Consider the following 24,245-nt stretch of genomic DNA (forward strand, 5'->3'; position numbering starts at 1 on the left):
GTCAGCCCTGGCTGTTCAGCACCAGCACCAGGTCCCCGCCCTCGACCTGCTGAACCGGCGAGATCGCCGCCCTGGCAACCGTTCCGGCCCTGGGCGAGGTGATCGACGCCTCCATCTTCATCGCCTCGATGGTGGCCACCGTCTGGCCGACTGTCACCGCGTCGCCCTCGCCGACCGACAGCGTGACCACCCCGGCGAACGGCGCCGCGATGTGACCGGGATTGCCAGCGTCGGCCCGTTCGGCCACCGGCACGTCGCTCGCCACCCCGCGGTCGCGGACCTGCAGCGGACGCAACTGGCCGTTCATCGTCGTCACCACCGTGCGCAGACCGCGATCGTCGGGTTCGCCGATGGCCTCCAGCCCCACGTACAGCTGCACCCCGGCGCCCAGGGTCAGCACGTGCTCGGCGCCGGCCCGCAGGCCGTACAGATAGTCCGCCGTCGGCACCACCGAGACGTCGCCGTACTCGTCACGGACCGCTTCGAAGTCCTTCGTCGGTCCGGGGAACAGCAAACGGTTCAACGTCTTCCGCGGCTCGTCGACGAGTGCCGCGGCGTCGTCGGCGGACAGCTCCGCGGCCGGCGCCGTCCAGCTGCGTCCGGCCAGCGCCCTGGTCCGGAACGGCTCCGGCCACCCGCCGGGCGGATCGCCCAACTCACCGTTCAGGAAACCGACCACCGAATCGGGCACGTCGAACCGACCCGGATCGGCCTCGAACTCGGCCGGGTCGACCTTGGCGCCGACCAGGTGCAGGGCAAGGTCGCCCACCACCTTCGACGACGGGGTCACCTTGACCAACCGGCCGAGCATCGCGTCCGCCGCTGCATAGGTGTCCTCGATCGCCTCGAACCGGCCACCAAGTCCGAGCGCGATCGCCTGCTGCCGCAGGTTGGACAACTGACCGCCGGGGATCTCGTGCCGGTAGACCCGGCCGGTCGGTGCCCGCAGGCCCGATTCGAACGGTGCGTACACCGCGCGCACCGCTTCCCAGTACGGCTCCAGGTCGCCGACCGCGCGCAGCGACAGCCCGGTGGCCCGCTCGGTGTGGTCGGTGGCCGCGACCAATGCCGACATCGGCGGCTGCGAGGTGGTGCCGGCCATCGGGGCGCTGGCGACGTCGACGGCGTCGACGCCGGCCTCGATCGCGGCCAGATAGGTGGCCAGTTGCCCACCCGCGGTGTCGTGGGTGTGCAGGTGCACCGGCAGGTCGAAGCGCTGCCGCAGAGCCGAGATCAGTTGCCGCGCAGCGGGTGCCCGCAGCAGGCCGGCCATGTCCTTGACCGCCAGGATGTGCGCGCCGGCGTCGACGATGCGTTCGGCCAGCCGCAGGTAGTAGTCCAGGGTGTACAGCTGCTCGGCCGGGTCGCCCAGGTCGCCGGTGTAGCACAGGGCGACCTCGGCCACCGCGCTGCCGGCGGCCCGGACGGCGTCGATCGCCGGGCGCATCTGGTCGACATCGTTGAGCGCATCGAAGATCCGGAAGATGTCGATACCTGCCGACGCCGCCTGCTGCACGAAGGCGTCCGTGACCGCCGCCGGATAGGGCGTGTAGCCCACCGTGTTCCGTCCGCGCAGCAGCATCTGCAGTGCCACATTGGGCAGCGCGGTGCGCAGGATGTCCAGCCGCTCCCACGGGTCCTCGGCCAGGAACCGCAGGGCCACGTCGTAGGTCGCCCCGCCCCAGGCCTCCACCGACAGCAGCTGCGGGGTGAGCCTGGCCACCGCGGGCGCCACCGCGGCGAGGTCCCGGGTCCGGACCCGGGTGGCCAGCAACGACTGGTGTGCGTCCCGGAAGGTGGTGTCGGTGACGCCCAACGCTTTTGCGGCCCGTAGTTCCGCGGCGAACTCCTCCGGGCCGAGCGCCAGCAACCGCTGCCGACTGCCGTCCGGTGCCGCTGCCTCCGCGTCGAAGGGCGGCAGCTTCGCGGCCGGGTCCAACAACAGCTTGGGGGCGGGCCCGTTCGGGCGGTTGACGGTGACGTCGGCCAGGAAGGTGAGCAGCTTGGTGCCCCGGTCGGCCGAACTGCGGGCGGTCAGCAACTGCTGGTGGGTCTGGATGAACGAGGTGGTGACGCCGCCGGCGGCGAAGTCCGGATCGTCCAGCACGGCCTGCAGGAACGGGATATTGGTCGCCACCCCGCGGACCCGGAACTCGGCCAGCGCCCGGCGGGCCCTGGTGACGGCCTGCTCCCAGGTGCGGCCGCGGCAGGTCAGCTTGACCAGCAGGGAGTCGAAGTGCGCGCTCACCTCGGCCCCGGCATGCACGGTACCGCCGTCGACCCGGACGCCCGCCCCGCCGGGCGAACGGTAGGTGATGATCTTGCCGGTATCCGGCCGGAAGCCGTTGGTCGGATCCTCGGTGGTGATCCGGCACTGCAGGGCGGCGCCGTTGATCTTGACCGTTTCCTGGGACAGTCCGAGGTCGGCGAGGCTCTCGCCGGCCGCGATCCGGATCTGCGAGGAGACCAGATCGACGTCGGTCACCTCCTCGGTGACGGTGTGCTCGACCTGGATCCGCGGGTTCATCTCGATGAAGTGCCAGGACACCTCCCCGTCGGTCTCGGAGAGCAGGAACTCGACGGTGCCGGCATTCACGTAGCCGATGTGCCGGGCGAAGGCCACCGCATCGGCGCAGATCCGTTCCCGCACAGCCGGATCGAGCCCGACGGCGGGCGCCACCTCGATCACCTTCTGGTGCCGGCGCTGGACCGAGCAGTCGCGCTCGAACAGGTGCATCACACTGCTCGGGCGGGCGGCGCCGGCCTCGGCCGGGCCATCTGCGAGGATCTGCACCTCGATGTGCCGCGGCTCGATCACAGCACGCTCCAGGAACACCGTCGGGTCGCCGAACGCCGACTCGGCCTCGCGCATGGCGGTGGCCAACGCCTCCGGCAGTTCCTCCGCGGTGTCGACCCGGCGCATGCCGCGGCCACCGCCACCGGCCACCGCCTTGACGAAGATCGGGAACCCGACCGATCCGGCCGCGGCAATCAGCGCGTCGACGTCCTTCGACGGCGCCGTTGACTCCAGCACCGGAATGCCGGCCGCCCGCGCGGCCGCCACCGCCCTGGACTTGTTACCGGCCAGCTCGAGGACGTCGGCCGGCGGACCGATGAAGGTGATCCCGGCGGCGGCGCAGGCCGCGGCCAGATTCGGGTTCTCGGACAGGAAGCCGTAGCCCGGATAGATGGCATCGGCACCGGCTTCGAGTGCGGTGCGGACGATCTCGTCGACGTCCAGGTACGCACGGACCGGATGACCCGGTTCGCCGATCCGGTAGGCCTCGTCGGCCTTCTGCCGGTGCGTGGAGTTCCGGTCCTCGTACGGGAACACCGCGACCGTCGCGACGCCCAGCTCGTAGGCCGCCCGGAACGCCCGGATGGCGATCTCTCCGCGGTTGGCGACCAGGATCTTGCTGAACATGGCGGCTCCGAGTTCGTCGTGACTGACGGACCGGTCGGTCGCCGAGCGTGCGGCGATCAACCGCCGCTACGGTATCGCGCGGCGCCGCCGTTCCATGCTTCGGACCCTGGTTCCCATCATCTGGGAGTAGGCGCCGCTGGCTGGTGCGGCAGGGGCACACCCCGGCAGGTGCCGACCGAGGCCTCAGCAGCGGAACGTTCAGTGCGGCGTTCCGGGGTCGTTCGACCCGCATCGGCCCACTGTGCAAGCGTCAGCCGAACTCAGTGTTGGGTCGCTGCCAGCGAGTGCGCGATGTCCGCCGTCGACGCGTACAGCTCCCGGTACAGGCGGTACCGCTCGTCGTAGGTGTCCAGCAGGGCCGCGTTGGGCTCGACGATGCGCAGCACCGGATTCCAGTCGGCCATCGACGCCCCACCGATCGCGCGGGCCGCCAGGAAGGCCATCCCGTAGCTCGCCCCGATCGAGGTCTGCCGCAGCTCCTGGGGGCGGCCGGTGACGTCGGAGACGATCTGCGTCCACAGCTCGCCCTGGGTGCCGCCGCCGACCGCGACCACCCGGTCGATCCGACCGCCGGCCTGCTCGAACACCTCGATGTTGTGCCGAACCCCGAAGGCGATCGCCTCCAGCGCCGCCCGGTACAGATCGCCACGGGTGTGCGAGATGGTCAGCCCGGCGACGATGCCGCGGGCGTCCGGGTCGTTGATCGGTGTCCGCTCGCCGGCGAAGTAGGGCAGCATCAGCAGCCCGTTGGCGCCCGGCGTCGAGCTGGCCGCCTCCTGCAGCAGGGTCGGGTAGTCCGGCGAACCGAACAGCTCGCGCAGCCAGCCGGTGATCGCACCCGAGGTGGCCATCCCGCCGGCCAGATTGCGGGTGCCCTCGAAGGCGCCGACCGTCCCCCACAGTGTCGGCCAGGAAACCCGATCCGCGACCGTGTTGACCATGAACATGGTGGTGCCGTACATCAACATCAGATCGCCGACGTTGTGGGCGTCGACGCTGATCGCCTCGGACCAGGCGTCGATGGTGCCGCAGAGCACCGGGATCCCCTGCGGCAGACCGGTTTCGGCTGCGGCCTCGGGGCCGACGGAGCCGACCACCTGGTCGGACCAGTGCAGGTCCGGCTGCTCGATCGAGCCGCAGATCCGTTGCCACCATGGCTGGTACCAGGCCTGCTCCTCGGCGTCGTAGAGCGGTGTGCACTGACTGGCGGACTGCTGGTCCAGGACGTACCGGCCGCTCAGCCGGTACACCAGGTACGAGCTCGGCATGTACAGCCGGCGGGACGTCGCGAACACCCCTGGCTCGTTGTCCGCCACCCAGCGCACCTTGGGACCGACCGCCTGGCTGGACAGTGCCGAGCCGCCGCGTTCGATGATCGCCTCTGCCCCGAGCTCGGCGTTCAGGGTGTCGATCTGCTCGCCGGCCCTGGTATCGACGCCGTACAGGATCGCCGGTCGCAGCAGTTCCGAGTTCTCGTCGGCCAGCAACAGGCACGGCCCCATACCGGAAACGCCGACGGCGGCGACCTCCGCCCGGGACGCTTCGTCGGCCGCGAGCAGCTCGGCGACGATGGCGACGAACTCGTCCCACCAGATCGAGCCGTCCATCTCGACGTGGCCCGCCCGCGGCCGCTGGACGTCGTGTTCCCTGGTCGCTGTGGCGAGCACCCGACCGTCGGTGTCCACCAACACGCCCTTGCTGCTGGAGGTGCCGATGTCGACGCCGACGACGCACTGGGTCTTTCCTGATGGCGTCGTGGCTGACGCTGTCGTGGCTGACGCTGTCACGGTCGGGTTCCTCCACACAGATCCGAGAAATCGATTCCACCTGCGACTGAGCCTGCCCTGCACCAGCCCTCCTATGCAACACACCGGGTCGGCTCTACGGCAACCCGCGCTACCACCGGCGTAGCGGGGTTGTCCCGTTGGTGACCAGGCCGGTCGCTACCACCCGTCCACGTCGGCGCCGTCGGCTCCGATCCGATCGACCCGGATAGCATCCACCCCATGACCCGGGGCACGCACTATCGGTCCGGCGACTTCGAACTGACGACGGACGAGCTGCGCGTCGTGGCGCGCTTCGTGACTCAGCATGCAGAGGACGTCCTGGCCGTCTACGAGGAGGCCGTTCCCGACGACCCCCGCCCCCGCGACGCCATCGACGCAGCCTGGGTATTCGTCAACGGCGCCAACCGATCGAGACTGCAACGGGTCGCATCGATGGAGGCCCACCGGGCCGCCGCCGCCGCGCCCTCCGAGCCCGCCCGGCTGGCCGCTCGATCGGCCGGCGACGCCGCATCTGCCGCGTACCTGCATCCGATCGCCCAGGCCGACCAGGTCGGCCACATCCTGCGGGCCGCCGCCTGCGTCGCCCTGATCGGTGAACTGGCCGCCGGCGATGACCCGGCGGCCTCGCAAGCCCTGTTGGATCGGTCGCTGCGGCGCGCAACACCGGTACTCATCCAGGTTCTCGACCGCTACCCGCCGGCTCCAACGGGCACCGGTCGCCTCCCCCGCCTGATGAGCAGGCTGGATCGACTACTGCGCGAGTCCGCAGATCCGGCGCCGCCGCACGGCGCGAACGGCAGTGCCGAACCGGTCGCCGGGGACCGGCCATGATCCTCCCGAAGGTCAGGGACCCACGCCTGATCACGATCCGCCGGGGTGGAACGCTCACCGACGCCGACCACCAGCTCCTCGCGCTGTGGGCCGCCTCCTGCGCCGAGCACGTCGTCGGATTGTTCGAGTCGGTCCGGCCGCAGGATCCACGCCCCCGGCAGGCGATCGAGGCCGCCCGCGCCTGGGCGCGCGGCGAGCTTCCGATGATGCGGGCTCGGGCGGCCGGCGGTCATGCGATGGGGGCGGCCCGAGACCTGAAGGGAGCAGCCAGGAATGCCGCCTACTCGGCAGGCCAGGCCGGTGCCGTGGCCCACGTCGCTGCCCACGATCTGGGCGCGGCCGCCTACGCGATCAAGGCCGTCCGGGACGCGACACCGGCGCCCGGCAGAGAGTCCGCGGGCCGACTCGAATGTCAGTGGCAGCGCGACCAACTCCCGGATGCCGTCCGCGAGCTCGTGCTCGACGACCAACGGCTGCGCAACGACATCTGCTGGTCGGTCTTCGACTGCTGAACCGCCCGCGGGACAAGCGCGCTACGGCTGAAGAAGCGGGGATGTCCCAACGGCAACCCGCGCCGGCGGGACAAGCGCGCTACGGCTGCTGTCATCAGCCCTTGGTGAGGAATTCCTGACCCTCGTCGCCGATCACCGATTCGGCCATCGCCAGTAGCCCGGGGAACTTGCCGAAGCCGGGGTCGCTGTCGACCAGGTCCTGCGCGTCATGCCGGGCGGCTTCGACGATGTCCCGATCGGTGGTCAGCGACAGCTGGCGCAACGCACTCGCGGTGCCGGCCTGGCTGGTACCCAGCACGTTGCCTTCCTTGCGCAGCTCCAGGTCGCGGTCGGCCAGTTCGAACCCGTCGGTGGTCGCCTCCACCGCGGCGAGCCGCATCCGCGACGGTGAGCCGCCCGGCGCCTCGGTGACCAGCAGGCAGATCCCCGGGGCGCTGCCCCGCCCGACCCGGCCCCGCAGCTGGTGCAGCTGCGAGAGACCGAACCGCTCGGCGTCCATGATCACCATCATGGTGGCGTTGGCCACGTCAACCCCGACTTCGATGACGGTGGTGGACACCAGCACGTCGATCTCACCGGCGGCGAACCGGCGCATGGTCTCGTCCTTGTCGGCCGGCACCATCCGCCCGTGCAAAGTGGCCAGCCGCAGATCGGCCAACGGCCCCTCGGCCAGCAACGTCGCGACGTGCTCCACCGACAGCGGCGGGCGCTTCTCGTCGACCGAGTCCGCCCCGCCGTCATCCGGTGCGTCCCACTCGGAATCGGCGTCGTCCTCGCTACTTCTCTTCCCCGGTTCGTCGGCGATCTTCGGGCACACGATGTACACCTGATGGCCCTTGCCGACCTCCTCGTGCACCCGCTGCCAGGCCCGGTCCAGCCACGCCGGCTTCTCCCCCGCCGGCACCACCGTGGTGGAGATCGGCGAACGCCCCTTCGGCAGTTCGGAGAGGGTCGAGGTCTCCAGGTCGCCGTACACCGTCATCGCGACGGTGCGCGGGATCGGCGTCGCGGTCATCACCAGCACGTGCGGCGGGTTGCCGTCAGGCCCCTTGCTGCGCAACGCATCCCGCTGCTCGACACCGAACCGGTGCTGCTCGTCGACCACCACCAGGCCGAGTTCGGCGAAGAACACCCCGTCGGACAGCAGGGCATGGGTGCCCACCGCTATCCCCGCCTGCCCCGAGGCGATCGTCAGCAGCGCCTCCTTGCGGGCGGATGCGGTCATCGATCCGGTCAGCAGACTGATCCGCGTCGCCTCCGGCGGCGCACCGAGCTCGCCGCCCTCGCCGAGCGGGCCGAGCACCGTGCGGAGCGACCGGGCATGTTGCGCCGCAAGCACTTCGGTAGGCGCCAGCAGCACCGCCTGCCGTCCGGAATCGATCACTTGGAGCATGGCCCGCAGCGCGACGACGGTCTTGCCGGATCCCACCTCGCCCTGCAGCAGCCGGTTCATCGGGTGGATGGTCGACAGGTCGAGCGCGATCTGCTCGCCGACCGCCTGCTGGCCGGGCGTCAGGGTGAAGGGCAATGCCGCATCGAACGCGGCCAGCAGCCCGTCCGGAACCCGCGGGCAGGGCTCGGCCGGGAACGACCTGGCCTGCTCCCGGCGCCTGGCCAACACCAACTGGATCGCCAGCGCCTCGTCGTACTTCAACCGGCGCTGGGCCGCCTGCAGCTCCTTGGAGCTCCGCGGCCGGTGGATGTCCCGGAGCGCGCTGTCCAGGTCCGTCATCCCTTGCGCGGCAAGAATTTCCGTCGGCACCGGGTCATCGATCTCGCCCAGCAGCTTGAGGACCACCTTGATCGCGCCCTGGATCATCGGCTGGGACAGTCCCTCGACCAGCGGGTAGATCGGAATGATGCCGCCGGCGAACGACTCGAGGATCTCGATGTCCTCCTCGGCCTCGCCTTCGCCGCTGAGCTTGGCCCATTGCGGCGACGACAACTGCATCTCGCCGCGGAACTCCTTGACGGTGCCGGCGAACATCGCTTCCATCCCGACCTTGAGCACCTTGGCGATGTGCCACTGGTTGAAGAAGGCGCAGGACAGCCGGTGCCGGCCGTCGCTGATCACCACCTTGGTGATGAGTTTGACGCCGCTCTTGGGCCCGCGGTGGCTGAACCGGTTGATCTGGTTCTCTTTGACGTCGGTGATCCTGGCCCAGACGGTCGCCTTCTCGCCGACCTGCAACTTGCCCAGTTCGGTAAGTTTGCCGCGCTCGTTGTACTTGCGCGGGTAATAGCGCAACAGATCGCCGACGGTGCGGACGCCGATCTTCTCGTCCAGCGCCTTCAGGTGCTTGGGGTTGACGCCGACATCGCGGAGCGGGCTGTCCAGTCCGACGTCCCCGTACCTTTCGGCCATTGCGTTCCAACCCCTACCGCGTGCGATCCGTCGACGTCACGCCGGCTCGCCGGCATTCATTCGTCATCCATCCTGCCGTGAGGTACCGACAGCGGTGGTTCCAGGGTGCCGATCCGCAGGTCGAACGGTGTGCCGAGGGCATACGCCTCGCCCACCACGTCGGCCGGATGCACGGTGTGCAGATGGAAGCGGGCGCGGTCCTCCCCCGGCCAGACCCGCAGGTCGGTGCCCATCGACGCCAAGGTCTGCTGCAGCCTGCTGCGGGCGGTCGCATCGCCACGGAACTCGAAGGTCACCTCGGCCAGGAACCGACGCCCGGAGTGCTCGCCGGGACCGGCGCCGCAGCCGGCCACCTCGGGCTCGCCGTCAGCCCCGCCGGCCACCTGGGCGAGCGCGGCGAGCACCGTGGCGATCAGCGCGCGCAACCGGAACTCCTCGCGCAGCGCCGGGTCGTGCGGCGGTGCCAACAGCCAACCGGAATTCGCCACGCCGGCGGCGGTCTCGGTGATCCTGGCCAGGTCGGCCCCGTCGGCGGCAAGGTCGGCGGCAGCCACCCCCGCCCTGGACGCGAGCTCGGCGGCCGACGGGTCGTCACCGCCGGAGCCGACGCGGTTGTACTGCAGGGCGGCGGCGCCGGCGATCAGCCCGGCGACCAGCGACATCGGGTCCCGGTCGGCGCCGGTGGCCTCGATGCCGGCCGCGATGCCGACCAGGTAGCGCTGCAGATCCGTTGCCACGTCAGCGCTTTCGCCATCGCCTGGGCGGGCTTCGCCTGGGCGGGGGTGGCCCGTGGCCGGCGGCGCCGGCAGATCCGGCTCGCCGACGTGCTCGCCGAGCACCGCGGCCCGCACCTGGGCGAACCCGACGCCGATCGCCGCCCGCTCCGCCGCGGTCGGCCGCACCCCTGGCAGCCGCAGCACCGGGCGCGCGGGATCCAGCACCCGGTCGGCCCAGGCCGACACCAGGTGCGCGTCGACTGCGGCGAAACTGCTCATCCAGCCATCATGCCCGGGCGGCGGCGATCAGCTCGGCGAAGCGCCGGAACGCGGCTCGCGGTACGCGTTCCAACGTGTCCCGGTCCACCCGGACCAACCCGCGCGGCCGGCTGAAGCCGTCGCCGTAGTCCCAGCCGTCGAGCAGGTGCGACCAGAACCAGCCGCGGACCTGCGCGCCGGCCGCCCGGGCGGCCAGCGCCGCCTGCAGATGATCGACGAGGAAGCCGGTCCGGTCCCGATCCGGAGTCGCCGACGTCCCGTCGGCCGGACCCGGATGGGCGGCTCCGGTCTCGGCATAGAGCACCACCCCGGGCTGACGGCCGGCGAGTTCGGTGAGAACGCGGGTCAGCGCCGCGGGCTGAACGGCGGTGCCGGCGGCGCTGTGCGGCCGGTCGTCGCGCTCGACCATGGTGAAGGGCACCGAGCGGTTGTCCGGCGCCGCGGCCACCCACCGGGGGTGGTCGTAGGAAACGCCGTAGAAGTCGATCGGCGCGCCGATCGCCGCCAGGTCGCCGTCCGCGACGACCGATAGATCCGTCCCGGGTAGCGCGGCGAGGCCTTCCGGGTACGCGCCGATCAGTACGGGGTCGCTGAACTGCCGGTTGTGGATGGTGTCGTAGAGCTGCGCGGCCGCCCGGTCGTCCGTGCTGTCGGTGGCCGGATCCACCATGCTGTGGTGGTTGACGATGCCCACCGGTGCAGCGGTCGCGGCGCGCAACGCCGTCAGCGCCGCGGCGTGGCCGAGCAACAGGTGGTGGGTGACGGCGAAGGCGCCACCGAACAGCGTCAGCCCAGGGGCGTCGATGCCGACGGCGTGCCCGTAGAAGCTGTGCAGGGCGGCGTCATCCATGGTGATCCAGGCCGCGACCCGGTCGCCGAACTTCTCGGCGACCAGCGCCGCGTAGTCGGCGAACCGACCGGCGGTGTCCCGGTCCAGCCAGCCGCCGTCGAGCATCAGCTCCAGCGGCAGATCCCAGTGGTAGAGCGTGAGCCACGGTGCGATGCCCACTCCGGCCAACTCGTCGAGCAGCCGGTCGTAGAAGTCCAGACCCGCCGGGTTGGCCGGGCCGGTGCCGCCGGGCTGCACCCGCGACCACGAGACCGAGAACCGGTAGGCGTCCACCCCGAGCTCGGCCAACAGCCCCACATCGGTGCGCATCCGCTGGTAGTGGCCTGCGGCAACGTCCGGCCCCGCTCCGTCGGCGATCCGGCCCGGTGCGGCGGCGAACACGTCCCAGACCGACGCGGTGCGGCCGTCGCCGGGCGATCCGCCCTCGATCGCAGCGGCCGACGACGACACCCCGAACAGGAAATCCGGCGGGACCGGCAGGGGTGAGCTCACCCGCCCATGGTGCGCGATTTGGCGCCCGCGCGTCCACGCAGGTATCGTGAAGCGGTTGCCCGGCTCAGGTCGGGTATCTTCGACTGTCCAAGCGAGTGCCCCGTCGGATCGCGGCCGCCCTGTGCGGCGCGGCGGCAGGACGCCAGAACTTTAGTAGGAGTGAGCCGTCGTGGCTGCCGTCTGTGATGTGTGTGGCAAGGGCCCGGGCTTCGGAATGAGCGTGTCGCACTCTCATCGCCGGACCAACCGTCGGTGGAACCCGAACATCCAGTCGGTGCGGGCTCAGATCGCTCCCGGCACGGTTCGCAAGATCAACGCCTGCACCTCCTGCCTCAAGGCCGGCAAGGTCGCTCGCGGCTGACGCTGCGCACTTCCCGTCGTTCCTTCGCACCTTCCGCGGCGCGAAACCCGAAACGGCGGCTCCCTTACTGGGAGCCGCCGTTTTCTCGTCCCCCGTCCGGCGCTTATCAACATCGCAGGCGCTTTCCAAGTGGGCCGGTTTGGGGCGGGTGTGACGAAAGTCAACGAGTTCGGAAGCGATTGAGAAGTTGATAAGCGCCGGGTCGGGAGCGCTCAGTCGGCGAGGCGGACGCGCCAGCCGTGCGGGTCCTCGGCGGTGCCGTTCTGGATGCCGACCAGGGCCTCCCGGATCTGCTCGGTGACCGGGCCGGAGCTGCCGCCACCGATCTGGAAGCCGCCGTCGGCGTGCTTGACCGTGCCGACCGGGGTGACGACCGCCGCGGTCCCGCAGCCGAAGGTCTCCGTCATCTCGCCGGTCTCGGCGGCCTTGGCCCACTCGTCGGTGGAGATCCGGCGCTCGGTGGCGGTGAAGCCGAGGTCACGGGCGATCTGCAGCACCGAGTCGCGGGTGATGCCGCGCAGCAACGATCCGTTCAATTCGGGGGTGACGATCTCGACGCCCGCCTCCGCATCCGCCGAGCCGAAGACGAAACACAGGTTGTTGGTGCCCATCTCCTCGACCCAGTGCCGCTCAAGGGCGTCCAGCCAGACCACCTGATCGCAGCCCTTGGCCGCGGCCTGCGCCTGCGCGATCAGCGACGAGGCGTAGTTTCCGCCGGTCTTCGCCTCGCCGGTGCCACCCGGTGCCGCGCGGACGTACTCGGTGGACAGCCACACCGTGACCGGCGCGGCGCCGCCGGCAAAGTACCCGGCGGCCGGCGAGGCGATCAGGCAGTAGGTGACCTTGCCGGACGGTCGAACGCCGAGGCCGACCTCGGAGGCGAACATGAAGGGCCGCAGGTACAACGACATTCCCGGCGTGGTCGGCACCCACCGCTTGTCGATGGTGACCAGCTCCCGCAGCGACTGCAGGAACAGCTCCTCGGGAAGCTCGGGCATGGCCAGCCTGGCCGCCGACTTGTTGAGCCGCGCGGAGTTGGCCGACGGCCGGAAACCGGCCACCGAACCGTCCGGCTGCAGGTAGGCCTTGAGGCCCTCGAAGATCTCCTGGCCGTAGTGCAGCACCATCATCGCCGGATCGACGGTGAACGGGGCGTAGGGCACCACCCTCGGGTCGTGCCAGCCGGCGTCGGCGTCCCAGTCGATGATCACCATGTGATCGGTGAAGAACTTGCCGAACCCCGGCGCCGCCAGAATCTCCGCGAGCCGATCGTCGGCGACGGGCGAGGTACTCGTTTCGCGGCGGAACGCCTGGGTGTTCTCGGTCATGGAACAACGGTAGCGCGATTAGTCGGAGTTCCGACAGTCGGGTATCCGTGCGTCGGCGCCCCCGATCGAGTCGAATGATGCACGCCCCTTTCCGTTGCTGTGTCACCGTTGTCCTGCCAGACTGCGATGGGGCCGGAACTTCTCCTCCGACGCTCGCGACTACCCCGCTGACAACGATGTGAGAGGAACTCGATGAGAAGGTATGCGCGCTCGACCGCGATTCTCGCCGCCGGCACAGCACTGGCGCTGACTTTGGCCGGTTGCGGCTCGGACAGCGGGTCGGGCGGCGGTACTTCCGCCGGTGCCGACACCTCGGCCGCCGCCGCCACCTCGCACACCGCCGCCGCCGACGGCACTACCTCGTCCGGCGACACGTCAGAGGCAGCGCCCGGGACGAGTACAGCCGGCGGTTCCGAATCGTCGGCCGGTACCTCCGCGCCGAGCGGCGGGACGGTGACGCTGACCATCTCCACCAACGGCATCAGCGGCGGCAAGAACGCGCAGGAGGCGGACTGGATCACCAACTGGGTGATCCCGGAATTCACCAAGGCCGAAGCGGCCAAGGGCGTCACGGTCCAGGTCAGCTATCAGTCGTCCGGTGTCGACGACGAGAAGTACAAGGCCAAGCTGGCGCTGGATCTGAAGGCCGGTAGCGGACCGGATGTGTTCTCCATCGACGGCATCTGGGTCGGCGAGTTCGCCCAGGCCGGCTACATCAAGCCACTGGAGGACGTGGTCGGCGCCGACTACCAGAGCTGGGACGGCCTGAAGCAGATCAACGAAGCGGTCCAGGGCAACGCCACCTTCGACGGCAAGCTCTACGGACTGCCCACCGGGACCGACGGCCGTGTCCTGTACTACAACAAGAAGCTCTTCCAGCAGGCCGGGCTGCCGGCCGACTGGCACCCGGCCAGCTGGGACGACATCTTCGCGGCCGCCGACAAGCTGAAGTCGATCGACGGCGTGACCCCACTGCAGATGAACGCCGGCACCGCGATGGGCGAGGCGACCACCATGCAGGGCATCCTGCCGCTGTTGGCCGGCACCGGGGCGCAGATCTACACCGACGGCAAGTGGCTGGGCAACACCCAGCAACTGCGCGACGTGCTGAGCTTCTACGACAAGGCGTACAACACCGACCAGGTCGGCGACCCCGACCTGCAGCTGGACGCCAAGGGCCGGGACGAGAGCTTCGCGGAGTTCGCCGCCGGGAAGATCGGCATCCTGGCCGAGAGCGACTACTTCTGGCGCAGCGTGGTGAATCCGAAGGACGGCGTCGCCCCGATGAAGGATCGCAACGACACCGTCGGATACACCCTGATCCCGGCACAGAAGGCCGGCGCCGGCATCCGCGGCCAGGACTTCGTCTCGATGTCCGGCGGAGCGGTGTACACCCTCAATCCGAACAGCAAGAACGCCAAGGCTTCCTGGGACCTGATGACGTTCATGCTGTCCCCCGAGGCAATCGAGGCACGGCTGGGCGACCAGGCGCAGATCACCTCTCGTGACGACGTCAACAAAACGGTGCTGGCCAACGACCCGATGTTGACCTTCGTGGCCACCAAGGTGCTGCCGCTGACCGCCTACCGGCCCGGCCTGGCCGAGTACCCGGAGGTGTCGATGCTGCTGCAGCAGGCGACCGCCGACGTGGTGTCCGGCACCAGCGTCGACGACGCCGCGGCCAGCTATCAGGAGGCGCTGGAGAAACTGGTCGGCGCGGACAAGGTGACCAGCGGCTGATCCCCGTCACCACGGATTTCTGACCTCGTGCCGCGTACCGCAGTCGCGACCGACGCCGCCGGCCTGGGCCGTGCCCGGGCCGGCGGCTTCGTCGCGCCCGCCTTGGTCCTGGTCGGGCTGTTCCTGGTCTTCCCGGCGCTGTGGACGATCTACCTCGGGCTCACCGACTACCGGCTCACCGGGTTGGCCGCCGCCGCCCCGAAGATGGTGGGGCTGCAGAACTTCCGGGACGCCCTCGCCGACCGGTTCTTCCTCAACTCACTGTGGCTGACGCTGATCTACGTAGCCGGTTCGGCGATCATCGGCCAGACCGTCCTCGGGTTCGCACTTGCCTGGATGATGCAGAAGGTGCGCCCGTCGGTGCGCGGGGTGGTCGAAACCGTGGTGTTGCTGGCCTGGCTGCTGCCCGGGTCGGTGGTCTCGTTCCTGTGGTGGGCGATGCTCAACCGCCGGGACGGAACCCTGAACGCCTTGCTGGACACGCCCGGCTACAACTGGCTGATCCAACATCCGATGCTGTCCATCATCGTGTTCAACACCTGGCGGGGCACCGCGTTCTCGATGATGCTGTTCTCGGCCGCGCTGCAGGCGGTGCCGCCCTCGCAGCTCGAGTCGGCGAGGATGGCCGGAGCCAATGGCGCCCAGCAGTTCCGGGACGTGGTGTTCCCGCACATCCGCGGCCACGTGCTGACGAACACGCTGCTGATCTCGTTGTGGACGTTCAACGACTTCTCGCCGTATCTGCTGACGGCCGGTGGGCCGAACCACAAGTCGGAGATCCTGCCCGCCTTCATCTACAACCGGGCGATCGGCACCGGCGAACTCGGGTACGGGGCGGCTATCTCGCTGATCATGCTGGTGATCAACCTGATCATCGCGCTGTTGTACCTGACCCTGCTGCGCACCAGGAAGGTCAAGACATGACGGCCACCGCAGCCCGGCCGGCGGCCGTTCCGCTCGGGCCGCCGCCGTCGATGGTGGTGAAGAAGTTCGTCAGCCGGGTGCTGTTCTACGTGGTGATCGCGCTGCTGCTGGTCTTCTTCATGCTGCCGATGCTGTGGATCGTGCTCGCGCCGTTCGACGCCTCACCGTCGCTGACCATCAAGCTGCCGGACTTCTCCACCGGCAACTTCAGCGAGTTGTGGCACAACCCGTATGCACTGCGTTCGCTGCTCAACGCGCTGATCATCTCGCTGGGCACGATGGCTCTGGTCCTGGTCTTCGGCGCGCTCGCCTCCTACGCCCTGTCCCGGGTCCGGGTGCCGGGCCGGGACGCACTGCTGTACGCGCTGTTGTTGTTGTCCTCCATCGTGTCCGGCACCGCGGCGATGGTGCCGATCTTCCTGCTGATGACGAACGTGCACCTGATCGACAGTCAGCTCGGGGTGGTGCTGGTGATGACGGGCGGGCTGTTACCGGCGGCGATCTTCATCCTCAAGGACTTCATGGACGCCACCCCGCGCTCGTACGAAGAGTCGGCAAAGGTGTTCGGCGCCAGCCCGTTACAGATCCTGCGGCACGTGGTGATCCCGATCGCCCGGCCCGGGCTGGCCACCATCGCGGTCTGGGCGCTGGTCAACGCCTGGGGCAACTTCCTGGTCCCGTTCATCCTGCTGCGATCGGCGGACAAGTACCCGGCCGCTGTCGTCATGTACACCTTCTACACCGAGGGGGGCCAGCCGAAACTCGGTCTGATCTCGGCATTTTCACTGATGTATTCCATCCCCGTCGTCATCGCGTACCTGGTGGTCAGCCGGCGCTACGGATTCCGCTTCCACGGTGGCATCAAGAGTTGAGAGGTAGTAAGAGCTGATGGGTATCAAGACCTGATGGCCCGCATCATCCTGGACACGCTGAGCAAGCAGTACCCGAACGGGGTGCTGGCGGTCGATGCGTTGGACCTGACCATCGCCGACGGCGAGTTCTTCGCGCTGCTCGGGCCGTCCGGCTGCGGCAAGACCACCCTGCTGCGCACGGTGGCCGGGCTGGAGAACGCCACCGGCGGCCGGCTGCTGTCGGACGATCGGGACGTCACCCACCTGCCGCCAGGGAAGCGGGACATTGCGATGGTGTTCCAGGACTATGCGCTGTTCCCGCACATGGACGTCGCCGACAACATCGCCTACCCACTGCGGATCCGCGGTGAGCACCGCACGCAGCGGCGGGCCAAGGCGCTGGAAACCGGCACCGGCCTCGGCCTGGAGAACCTGATGGATCGGCGCCCCGGGCAGCTGTCCGGCGGGCAGCAGCAACGGGTCGCGCTGGCCAGGGCGATGGCCTGCCAGCCATCGGTCTTCCTGTTCGACGAGCCGCTGTCGAACCTGGACGCCCGGCTGCGGCTGGAGGCCAGGACGTTCCTGAAGAAGCTGCAGAAGGACCTGGGCGTCACCACCATCTTCGTCACCCACGACCAGGCCGAGGCGCTGGCGATGGCCGATCGGATGGCGGTGATGGAACTCGGGAAGATCCGTCAGGTCGGCACTCCGGCCGAGGTGTTCCACCGGCCAGCCAACACGTTCGTCGCCAACTTCATCGGTTCGGCGCCGATGAACCTGCTGGCCGGCGAGACCGCCGACGACGGGCTGCGGATCGGTGGCTTCACGGTTCCCTTCCCGCACGATTCACCCCGGCTGCCGCCGGGCACGCCGGTGACACTGGGCGCGCGGCCCGAGTACGTGGATGTCGTCGGTACCTCGACGCCTGGTGCGATGGCGGGCACGGTGACCATCGTCGAATATCTCGGCGCCACTGCCCTGGTCAGCGTGCAGATCGGTGACGAGCGGGTGCCCGACGGGGCAGATCCGGTGCTCGGGCTCACCGTGCAGGCGATGGTCGCCGAGGGCACCGAACCGCAGATCGGCGCCCGGATCGGAGTCACCCACCAGCCGAACCGGTCACTGCTCTACGCCGCCGACACCGGTGACCTGGTGTCCGGCACCGGCTCCGGCACCGGCTCCGGCACCGGCTCCGGGATCCCTGGCTCCACCGCGGCAACCGTGTCGACGACGCCGTGACGGTCATCCGGCGGACCTTCACTCCGCAGGATCGGGCCGCGGCCACCTGGCACTACCTGCCGTTCGATCTGCCGGCCGCCGCCGGCGCCTTCACCGTCACCCTTGACATCGACCGCGACGACGCCGTCATCGACCTGGGATGCCACGGGCCACAGGGGTTCCGCGGCTGGTCCGGCGGTGCTCGCCGGAGCTTCTGCATTACCGACGATGCGGCAACCCCCGGTTACCTGCCGGGGGTGACGGCGGGCGGTTGGCAGGTGGTGCTCGGGCTGCACCGGGTGCCGGCGCCCGGCGTGCGGGTGACGGTGGAGATCACCACCGGCGGGGAGCCGGAGCCGGCGTTGGGCCCGGCCCGGCCGACTCCGCAGCGACCACCGCGGCCCGGGCTGCCCGACGTCGACGGGATGCGCTGGCTGGCCGGTGATCTGCACTGCCACACCGTGCACTCCGACGGTGCGGACTCGATCGACCAGGTGGCGGCGCACGCGGTTGCCGCCGGGCTGGACTTCCTGGCGGTCACCGACCACAACACCGTCAGTCACCACCGACACCTGCCGACGGTCTCGGCCCGCTCCGGGATCCAGCTCATCCCGGGGCAGGAAGTGACCACCTGGCGCGGGCACGCGAACGCGTTCGGTGACATCGGCTGGATCGATTTCCGCAACGAGGCCGATCGCTGGTTCACCGACGTCGCCGACCGCGGCGGGCTGATCTCGGTGAACCATCCGTTGGGTGACGATTGTGCCTGGCGTTACCCGGGTTCCGGGCGGCCGGATCTGCTGGAGACCTGGCACTCGGGGTGGTTCGACCGGACCTGGGGGGCGCCGCTCGCCTACCGGCAGGCGTTCGCCCCGGGCGCGACCCCGGTCGGCGGCTCCGACTATCACCGGGCGGGCTCCGATGCGATGCCCGGCTTCCCGACCACCTGGGTGCTGACCGATGGGGACGACGTGCTGGGCGGCCTGCGGGCCGGCCGGACTGCGATCTCGGCCGGGCCGGGCGCCCCGCTGCTGGTCCGGATCGACGACGATTTCCTGGCACTGGGCGCCGATGGCCTGCTGCTGGCCACCCTCGACGGTTACCGGCTGGTGCTCGACGGTGACCGGGTGACGGTTCCCGCGCGCCCCGGGCTCGCCTGGCTGGAGGACGCAGCCACCGGGATCCAGGGCATCTGCGCCGGCTGAGCTTGTCCGCACTTCGGGGTCAACGCCCGCGACGATGGCGCGCCGTGGAGTAGCACGATGCCGAGACCACAGTCAGTTGCGACATCGGATTCGACGATGGACGAAGGTGATCGTCCAGGTGGTAGCACATAGCTCGGCCGCAACGATTGCGTCCGAGCAGCCAGCCGATCAGTCGTGAATTCCCAAACTGCCACTACGTTCCGTAATCATCGCTCCGCCGAACGGACGCAAAGTCCACGCAGCGAGGGTGAACGGCGACCACACCGTTGCGCGCCCGGATCCGCAGACCTACGATGCGCCTAGACCCGAGGTCCGCACTCAGGCGGACCTTCCAATGAAGCGGGGTGCATGCATGATTGGTCGCGCTCGGAGATTCGCGGTCATCGCCATTGTATCGATCGCCAGTCTACTAGGTGTGGGAGCCACTCCTGCTTCAGCCACGATCAACTGGCACAAGTACTTTGGCGGCACCTTGAATGCAAACACCTGGATCTACACCGGACTGATATCCACCAGTGCAAGCCAGATGGATCTCAGTAAGGGTACCTTCCCGACCGCGGTATTCCAGATCGACCAGTTCAACAATCGTATTTTGTACGCGTACGGTAATGGCGATGTCTACAGCGGCTTCAACTGGGGCAATTACAAGAGTGCCTGTTGGAACAGGTACAGCAGTTGGATTCAGGTAACCGATTGTTCGAGGTTCGCGAATGCCTAAACCAGCAGATCAGGGGCAAGGAGTCCAGCTATGAAGTTCAAGCGTACTCACCTCGCAGTCGGTGCCGCAGTTCTGCTTGTCGGCGTAGGTTCGGGAGTTGCCGTAGCTGTCAACGCCACGAGTTCGCCATCTATGGTCGTATCCGCCGTTGACAACTACGCAGGTAGCGCCAACTCCGAAGTGACGGCGGCGGCATCCAGGATGGGCATGTCCCTCACAAGCGGATCACGGGCCACTTTGGTTGCCAGTGTGGCTGGCGAGAAGGTCTACCTCGTTAAGGACGGCGACGATAGGCTGTGCGTCATCAGGGTGTCCAGCGAGCAAAACGCGGGATCCTGTGGCTCGCGTAGCCAACTGCTCAGCACAGGCGTCTACCTGATCACGGGACGTCCCGGCGACTTCTCGGCAATTGTTGTCACCCCAGATGGCATCAGCAGTGCGTCGGTGTCCGATGGCGCATCAAAGGCGTCGAATAACGTTGCCATATTGAAGCTCGATGGATCGGATTCAGGATTGGTCCTCACGGGAGTGGACGGCACTAGGCACAGCATCGATCTCGGCGCCCTCATGCCTCCTCCCCTGAAGTGAGCCTGCACTCGGTCCCAGTGCCCAGTCCCTGTCCGCCCAGATGGAACGTACCTACACCCTCGAAGTTGCGATCCCAAGCCAGAGCCGTCCGCAAAGAACGCGACGTCAGCGAGTTGACTGGAGACGCACGGTAGCGATCTCCCAGGGCCGCAGCGGCACCGTCATCACCTCGTCGACCACCTCGAGCCGCCGGACCTCGGCACCGTGCAGATCGACGACGGTGGCACCGACGACGGGCCGGCCGGCGAGCTGCATCCGAGCAGTCGCGCCGCGATCGGCAAGGGCGACCACCCGCGCGTCGAGGGACCCGTCGGGACCGGCGACCACCGCGGACAGCAATACGCCGTCACCGGAGAGTTGCAGTCCGGGCCGCGGCCGCGGCAGCGCACCCCCGGCGCTCGCCGCGCCGATCCTGGTCGCGGGCGGCAACCGGAATCGCTCGCCCAGCTCCGGCAGCCCGGCGTCCTGCCAGCTGCCGGCATGCGGCAGCACCGCGAGCCCGACCGTGACCGTACCGAGCGATTGACCCAGCGGGGTCGGCAGATTCGGTCCGGCAGGCTCGTCGCGGTACGGGTGGACGTTGCGGGACAGGAAGCCGACCCCGCGCACCAGCGTCACCGCGAGCTCGGGCAGGCCGGCCCGGCCATCCACCAGTTCGTACTCAGTGGGTGCGTACAGCAACACGGCGGCGCCACCGGCGTCGACGAACCCGGACGCCGGGTAGGTCGGGATGCCGAACTCGCCGACGGGTCCGGTCTCCGGCTCCCCACTGCGGCGCACCACCGCGAACTGCCCCTCCGCGTCGCTGGCGGAGGTCGGTCGAGCACAGGGCACGTGCAGCCGGACCCGGTGGTCGCGGGCGACGTTGTCGAAGTCGAGGTCCAGCCGGACGAAGCGCTCGCCGGTGCGCAGTTCCACCGTCATGTCGATCGTCGCCGCAACGGTTTCGTCGGACCGTCCGGCCAGGTCGCTGCTCACCGGCCAGCGGTAGCGGCGCCGGATCAGCACCCTGGCCCGCAGCGGGCCGTCCTCCAGCAGCTGAACCTGGACCTCGTCGGGATCCTCGACCGACGGGTTCGCCGCCGGCGGCCCGTAGTTGTAGGAATCGCCGGTGTCACCGTCCTCGACGATCCTTCCGACCCCGGTGAGCACGGTGCCGTCGGCCTCGATCGTCAGCGTGCCGTCAGCCGCGATCCTCACCTCGATACCGGGGCCGAACAGCCCGCCGACGTCCGCCCTGACCGCACCGGCCACTTCGGCGGTCACTGGAGGAACCCCGTCGGGGACCAGCCGTGCTGCGGCGAAACCCAATGCGGGAACATCGATGTCGGCCACCACCCGCCGCCTCGACTCGTCGACGATCAGCGCCCGCCAGGCTCCCGGCCGGCCGGCCGCGGCCGCGGCCACCTCCGCCTTCGCCGCCCTGGCATCCCACGGCTGCGTTCCGGGGTCTGCGGCCACCTCGAACCGCAACAGCGGCGGCGTCGACCCGTCCTCGATCACCATCCGGGCGATCTGCCGGCCGAACAGTTCGCGGTCGTGCACCCGGCGGAACAGCAGCGACAGCTCACCGGCATCGACCGTCTCGTCGGCGAGAATCCTGTCGTTGACGGCGATCTGCTGGACCGCCAGCCGGTCGCCGGCCGCCGTCTGCAGCGCCACCGGGCCGGACCCGTCGGGAGCAGGCAGGTCGAGCTCGACCTGAACAATCCGGTCGAACGGGCTCGGGTTGAACACCAGCGCGGCGTCCGACGGCACCGCGGCGGCCAGCTCGGTCAGCACGCCGTCCCGGATCGCCTGCCCGAGGTGCTCCGCCTCCGCGATCCTGGCACCGACCTGGACGGCGGTGTCGTCGACGCCGCAGCCGGTCACCGAGTCGTGGCACGACGAGTCGACCAGCCGCAGCCAGGCCATCGCCAGCAGGGTGTCGGGCCAGTGTCCGCCGTGCAGGGCGGCGAGCGGCTCCGCGTACCGCTCGACCATCCGTTCCGCCTGGGCCAGCGCCCTTTTCAGAGCCGGCCGGATCGAGATCACACCGGGCAGGATGTTCGAGCGGGCATGGCTGCGCAGCTCGCCGGCGAGCTCGGGCAGACCGCTACCGGCCGGGTCGAAGCCGGCCAGGTAGTCGCCCAGAGTGGTCACGTGCAACCCCTCGCGATCGGCGGTGTCCAGCGAAGCAACCTGGCTCATCAACGTCGGCAGCGGTCCGGAGTGGTCGGTGCCGTACATGGCCAGCACGTCGTCGTCGCCGAACCACGGCAGCAGCGCCTCGACCCGGCGCTGCAGCCGACTCTCGAGATCGTCCGGGTCGTTGAACAGATCGGACATGTTGCCGTAGCCGCCGGCCAGGTACTCGGTGCGGATGGTGCTGCCATCCGGTGCGATCCAGCGGAATGCATGGGTATCGATCGACGCCGGCACCCCGCGATACACACACGCATGGTCGAACCCGGCCAGCCGCAGGATCTGTGGCATCTGGGCGATGTGACCGAACATGTCCGGGAGGTAGCCGACCGGCATCATCGGCCCGAGCGCCAGCGCCTGCTGCCGGCCGAGCTGCAGGTTCCGGATGATGTTCTCGCCGGAGCAGAGGAACTCGTCCAACAGCACCCGCCAAGGGCCGATCGCCAGCTGCCCGGTCCGGACCAGCGCCGCAAGCCGTTCCCGTTGCTCGGGGCGGACTTCCAGATAATCCTCGACCGCCGCCATCTGCCCGTCGAAGGTGAAGTGGAAGCGGGGATCTGCCTCGGCGCGGATCAACACGTCGTCGACCACGTCGACCAGCCGCATCCGGAAGCGCTGGAACGGCTCGTACCACTCGCGGTCCCAATGGGTGTGCGCGACCAGCGAGATCCGCGAGTTCTCCATCGGGACGGTCAGCGGACGTGCGACGCGACGAACGGCGGCTTGACCACCTGCACCCGTAGGGCGCGTCCGCGGACGTCAACGACCAGTTCGGCACCGTCCTGCACCTCGGCGGCGGTGTCGATCAGGGCCAACGCGATGCCCTTGGTCAGGGTCGGTGAGAAGGTGCCGGAGGTGGTCTCCCCCACCGGGTTCCCGTCAGCCCCGAGTACCTGCTGGTGCGGCCGGAGCACGCCCTTGTCCAGCGCCAGCAGCCCGCGAAGAGTGCGGGCCGGCCCGGCCGCCTTCTCCGCCTGCAGCGCGTCCCGGCCGAAGAACGCCTCCTTCTTCCAGCCGACCGCCCAGCCGGCCCTCGCCTGCACCGGCGAGATCTCCGGCGAAAGGTCCTGACCGTGCAGCGGATAACCCATCTCCGTGCGCAGGGTGTCCCTGGCGCCCAGCCCGGCGGCCTGGCCGCCCAACGGCCCGGCCGCAGCCAATAGCGCGTCCCACAGCGGGCGGGTGACGTCCCAGGCCGGCAGCAGCTCGTAGCCGTGTTCGCCGGTGTAGCCGGTGCGACACACCCGGACCGGGCGGCCGTCGAACTCGGCGTCGACCCAGGACATGTAGTCCAGTTCGGTCGGCAGCCCGACCGCTGCCAGCACGTCGGCCGAGCGCGGACCCTGGACGGCGAGCACGCCGTACTCGCGGTGCCGGTCGGTGATCGCCAGGGCGGCGTCGCCCTCGGCGGTCGCCGCTGCCTGCAGTGCGGCCACCACCGCGGCGGTGTTGGCGGCATTCGGCACCAGGAACACCTCGCTGTCGGACACCAGATAGGCGATCAGGTCATCGATCACGCCGCCGGAGTCGTTGCAGCACAACGTGTACTGCGCCTGGCCGGCCGTGATCTTGTCGAGGTCGGCGGACAGGCAGCGGTTGACGAAGGCAGCCGCCCCCGGCCCGGTCACGGTGGCCTTACCCAGGTGCGACACATCGAAGACGCCGACCGCGTTCCGGACCGCCGAATGCTCGGCGATCACCCCGCCCCCGGAATATTGAATGGGCATCTGCCAGCCACCGAACGGCGCCATGGTGGCACCGAGGTCGAGATGGGCATCGTGCAGCGGGGAGGTCAACAGGTTCTGATCGGCCATGGGCTGACCGTAGCGCCCGGGCCGGACCCGCGTCATCCTCGGCGTCGAACATCCCATG

At 69.4% G+C, this 24,245-nt stretch carries 18 protein-coding genes; 10 read left to right on the top strand and 8 right to left on the bottom strand.

What is annotated here, in order from left to right; translation table 11 throughout:
* Position 1: 1 nt before the first annotated feature.
* On the bottom strand, positions 2-3,424 hold the full coding sequence (locus K340_RS0101420) for a pyruvate carboxylase (RefSeq protein WP_029135390.1): 3,423 nt from the start codon (positions 3,422-3,424) through the stop codon (positions 2-4).
* A 260-nt stretch (positions 3,425-3,684) separates the two neighbouring features.
* Positions 3,685-5,211, bottom strand: a complete 1,527-nt coding sequence (locus K340_RS0101425) for an FGGY-family carbohydrate kinase (RefSeq protein WP_051264760.1) — start codon at positions 5,209-5,211, stop codon at positions 3,685-3,687.
* A gap of 219 nt (positions 5,212-5,430) precedes the next feature.
* Between K340_RS0101425 and K340_RS26685 the strand changes: the two genes are divergently transcribed.
* Both K340_RS26685 and K340_RS0101435 read left to right on the top strand, forming a co-directional pair.
* Positions 5,431-6,042 (top strand): putative immunity protein, encoded by a 612-nt coding sequence (locus K340_RS26685; RefSeq protein WP_051264762.1) that lies wholly within the window; start codon positions 5,431-5,433, stop codon positions 6,040-6,042.
* A complete protein-coding gene (locus K340_RS0101435) occupies positions 6,039-6,554 on the top strand; it encodes a putative immunity protein (RefSeq protein WP_029135392.1) in 516 nt (171 codons plus the stop codon). Before K340_RS26685 ends, K340_RS0101435 begins: the two co-directional genes overlap by 4 nt.
* Positions 6,555-6,648: 94 nt before the next feature.
* On the opposite strand, the gene recG is transcribed toward K340_RS0101435, so the two are convergent.
* From recG to K340_RS0101450, 3 genes are read right to left on the bottom strand one after another with little or no spacing between them, the layout of a single operon-like run.
* Positions 6,649-8,919 (bottom strand): ATP-dependent DNA helicase RecG, encoded by a 2,271-nt coding sequence (gene recG / locus K340_RS0101440; RefSeq protein WP_029135393.1) that lies wholly within the window; start codon positions 8,917-8,919, stop codon positions 6,649-6,651.
* A gap of 56 nt (positions 8,920-8,975) precedes the next feature.
* Positions 8,976-9,914, bottom strand: coding sequence for a hypothetical protein (locus K340_RS0101445; protein WP_029135394.1), 939 nt, complete (start codon positions 9,912-9,914; stop codon positions 8,976-8,978).
* Positions 9,915-9,921: 7 nt separating this feature from the next.
* Positions 9,922-11,256 (bottom strand): family 1 glycosylhydrolase, encoded by a 1,335-nt coding sequence (locus tag K340_RS0101450; RefSeq protein WP_051264764.1) that lies wholly within the window; start codon positions 11,254-11,256, stop codon positions 9,922-9,924.
* Positions 11,257-11,425: 169 nt separating this feature from the next.
* Between K340_RS0101450 and rpmB the strand changes: the two genes are divergently transcribed.
* Positions 11,426-11,617, top strand: coding sequence for a 50S ribosomal protein L28 (rpmB, locus tag K340_RS0101455; protein WP_029135396.1), 192 nt, complete (start codon positions 11,426-11,428; stop codon positions 11,615-11,617).
* Positions 11,618-11,829: 212 nt separating this feature from the next.
* On the opposite strand, the gene K340_RS0101460 is transcribed toward rpmB, so the two are convergent.
* The gene (locus tag K340_RS0101460) at positions 11,830-12,945 is read right to left on the bottom strand and encodes a branched-chain amino acid aminotransferase (RefSeq protein WP_029135397.1); all 1,116 of its coding nucleotides are present in this window, start codon (positions 12,943-12,945) and stop codon (positions 11,830-11,832) included.
* A gap of 192 nt (positions 12,946-13,137) precedes the next feature.
* Here K340_RS0101460 and K340_RS26690 point away from each other — a divergent pair, with 192 nt between their 5' ends.
* From K340_RS26690 to K340_RS35615, 7 genes are all read left to right on the top strand, one after another.
* Positions 13,138-14,685 (top strand): extracellular solute-binding protein, encoded by a 1,548-nt coding sequence (locus tag K340_RS26690; protein ID WP_211229205.1) that lies wholly within the window; start codon positions 13,138-13,140, stop codon positions 14,683-14,685.
* Between the two features lie 27 nt (positions 14,686-14,712).
* The gene (locus tag K340_RS0101470; RefSeq protein WP_029135398.1) at positions 14,713-15,609 is read left to right on the top strand and encodes a carbohydrate ABC transporter permease; all 897 of its coding nucleotides are present in this window, start codon (positions 14,713-14,715) and stop codon (positions 15,607-15,609) included.
* Between the two features lie 50 nt (positions 15,610-15,659).
* The gene (locus K340_RS0101475) at positions 15,660-16,481 is read left to right on the top strand and encodes a carbohydrate ABC transporter permease (protein WP_037362408.1); all 822 of its coding nucleotides are present in this window, start codon (positions 15,660-15,662) and stop codon (positions 16,479-16,481) included.
* A gap of 33 nt (positions 16,482-16,514) precedes the next feature.
* The gene (locus K340_RS26695; protein WP_051264766.1) at positions 16,515-17,699 is read left to right on the top strand and encodes an ABC transporter ATP-binding protein; all 1,185 of its coding nucleotides are present in this window, start codon (positions 16,515-16,517) and stop codon (positions 17,697-17,699) included.
* On the top strand, positions 17,696-18,883 hold the full coding sequence (locus K340_RS26700) for a CehA/McbA family metallohydrolase (protein WP_051264768.1): 1,188 nt from the start codon (positions 17,696-17,698) through the stop codon (positions 18,881-18,883). Before K340_RS26695 ends, K340_RS26700 begins: the two co-directional genes overlap by 4 nt.
* Positions 18,884-19,130: 247 nt before the next feature.
* A complete protein-coding gene (locus K340_RS35610) occupies positions 19,131-19,601 on the top strand; it encodes a hypothetical protein (RefSeq protein ID WP_154674009.1) in 471 nt (156 codons plus the stop codon).
* A 30-nt stretch (positions 19,602-19,631) separates the two neighbouring features.
* Positions 19,632-20,189 (top strand): hypothetical protein, encoded by a 558-nt coding sequence (locus tag K340_RS35615; RefSeq protein WP_154674010.1) that lies wholly within the window; start codon positions 19,632-19,634, stop codon positions 20,187-20,189.
* A gap of 105 nt (positions 20,190-20,294) precedes the next feature.
* Here the strand turns inward: K340_RS35615 and K340_RS0101495 are convergent, their stop codons facing one another.
* Both K340_RS0101495 and gcvT read right to left on the bottom strand, forming a co-directional pair.
* A complete protein-coding gene (locus K340_RS0101495; protein WP_029135401.1) occupies positions 20,295-23,057 on the bottom strand; it encodes a glycoside hydrolase family 38 N-terminal domain-containing protein in 2,763 nt (920 codons plus the stop codon).
* An 8-nt stretch (positions 23,058-23,065) separates the two neighbouring features.
* A complete protein-coding gene (gene gcvT, locus K340_RS0101500) occupies positions 23,066-24,187 on the bottom strand; it encodes a glycine cleavage system aminomethyltransferase GcvT (RefSeq protein WP_029135402.1) in 1,122 nt (373 codons plus the stop codon).
* Positions 24,188-24,245: the final 58 nt, after the last annotated feature.

Origin of the sequence: Nakamurella lactea DSM 19367, assembly GCF_000426645.1 — a bacterium.
GTDB classification, from domain to species: Bacteria; Actinomycetota; Actinomycetes; order Mycobacteriales; family Nakamurellaceae; genus Nakamurella; species Nakamurella lactea.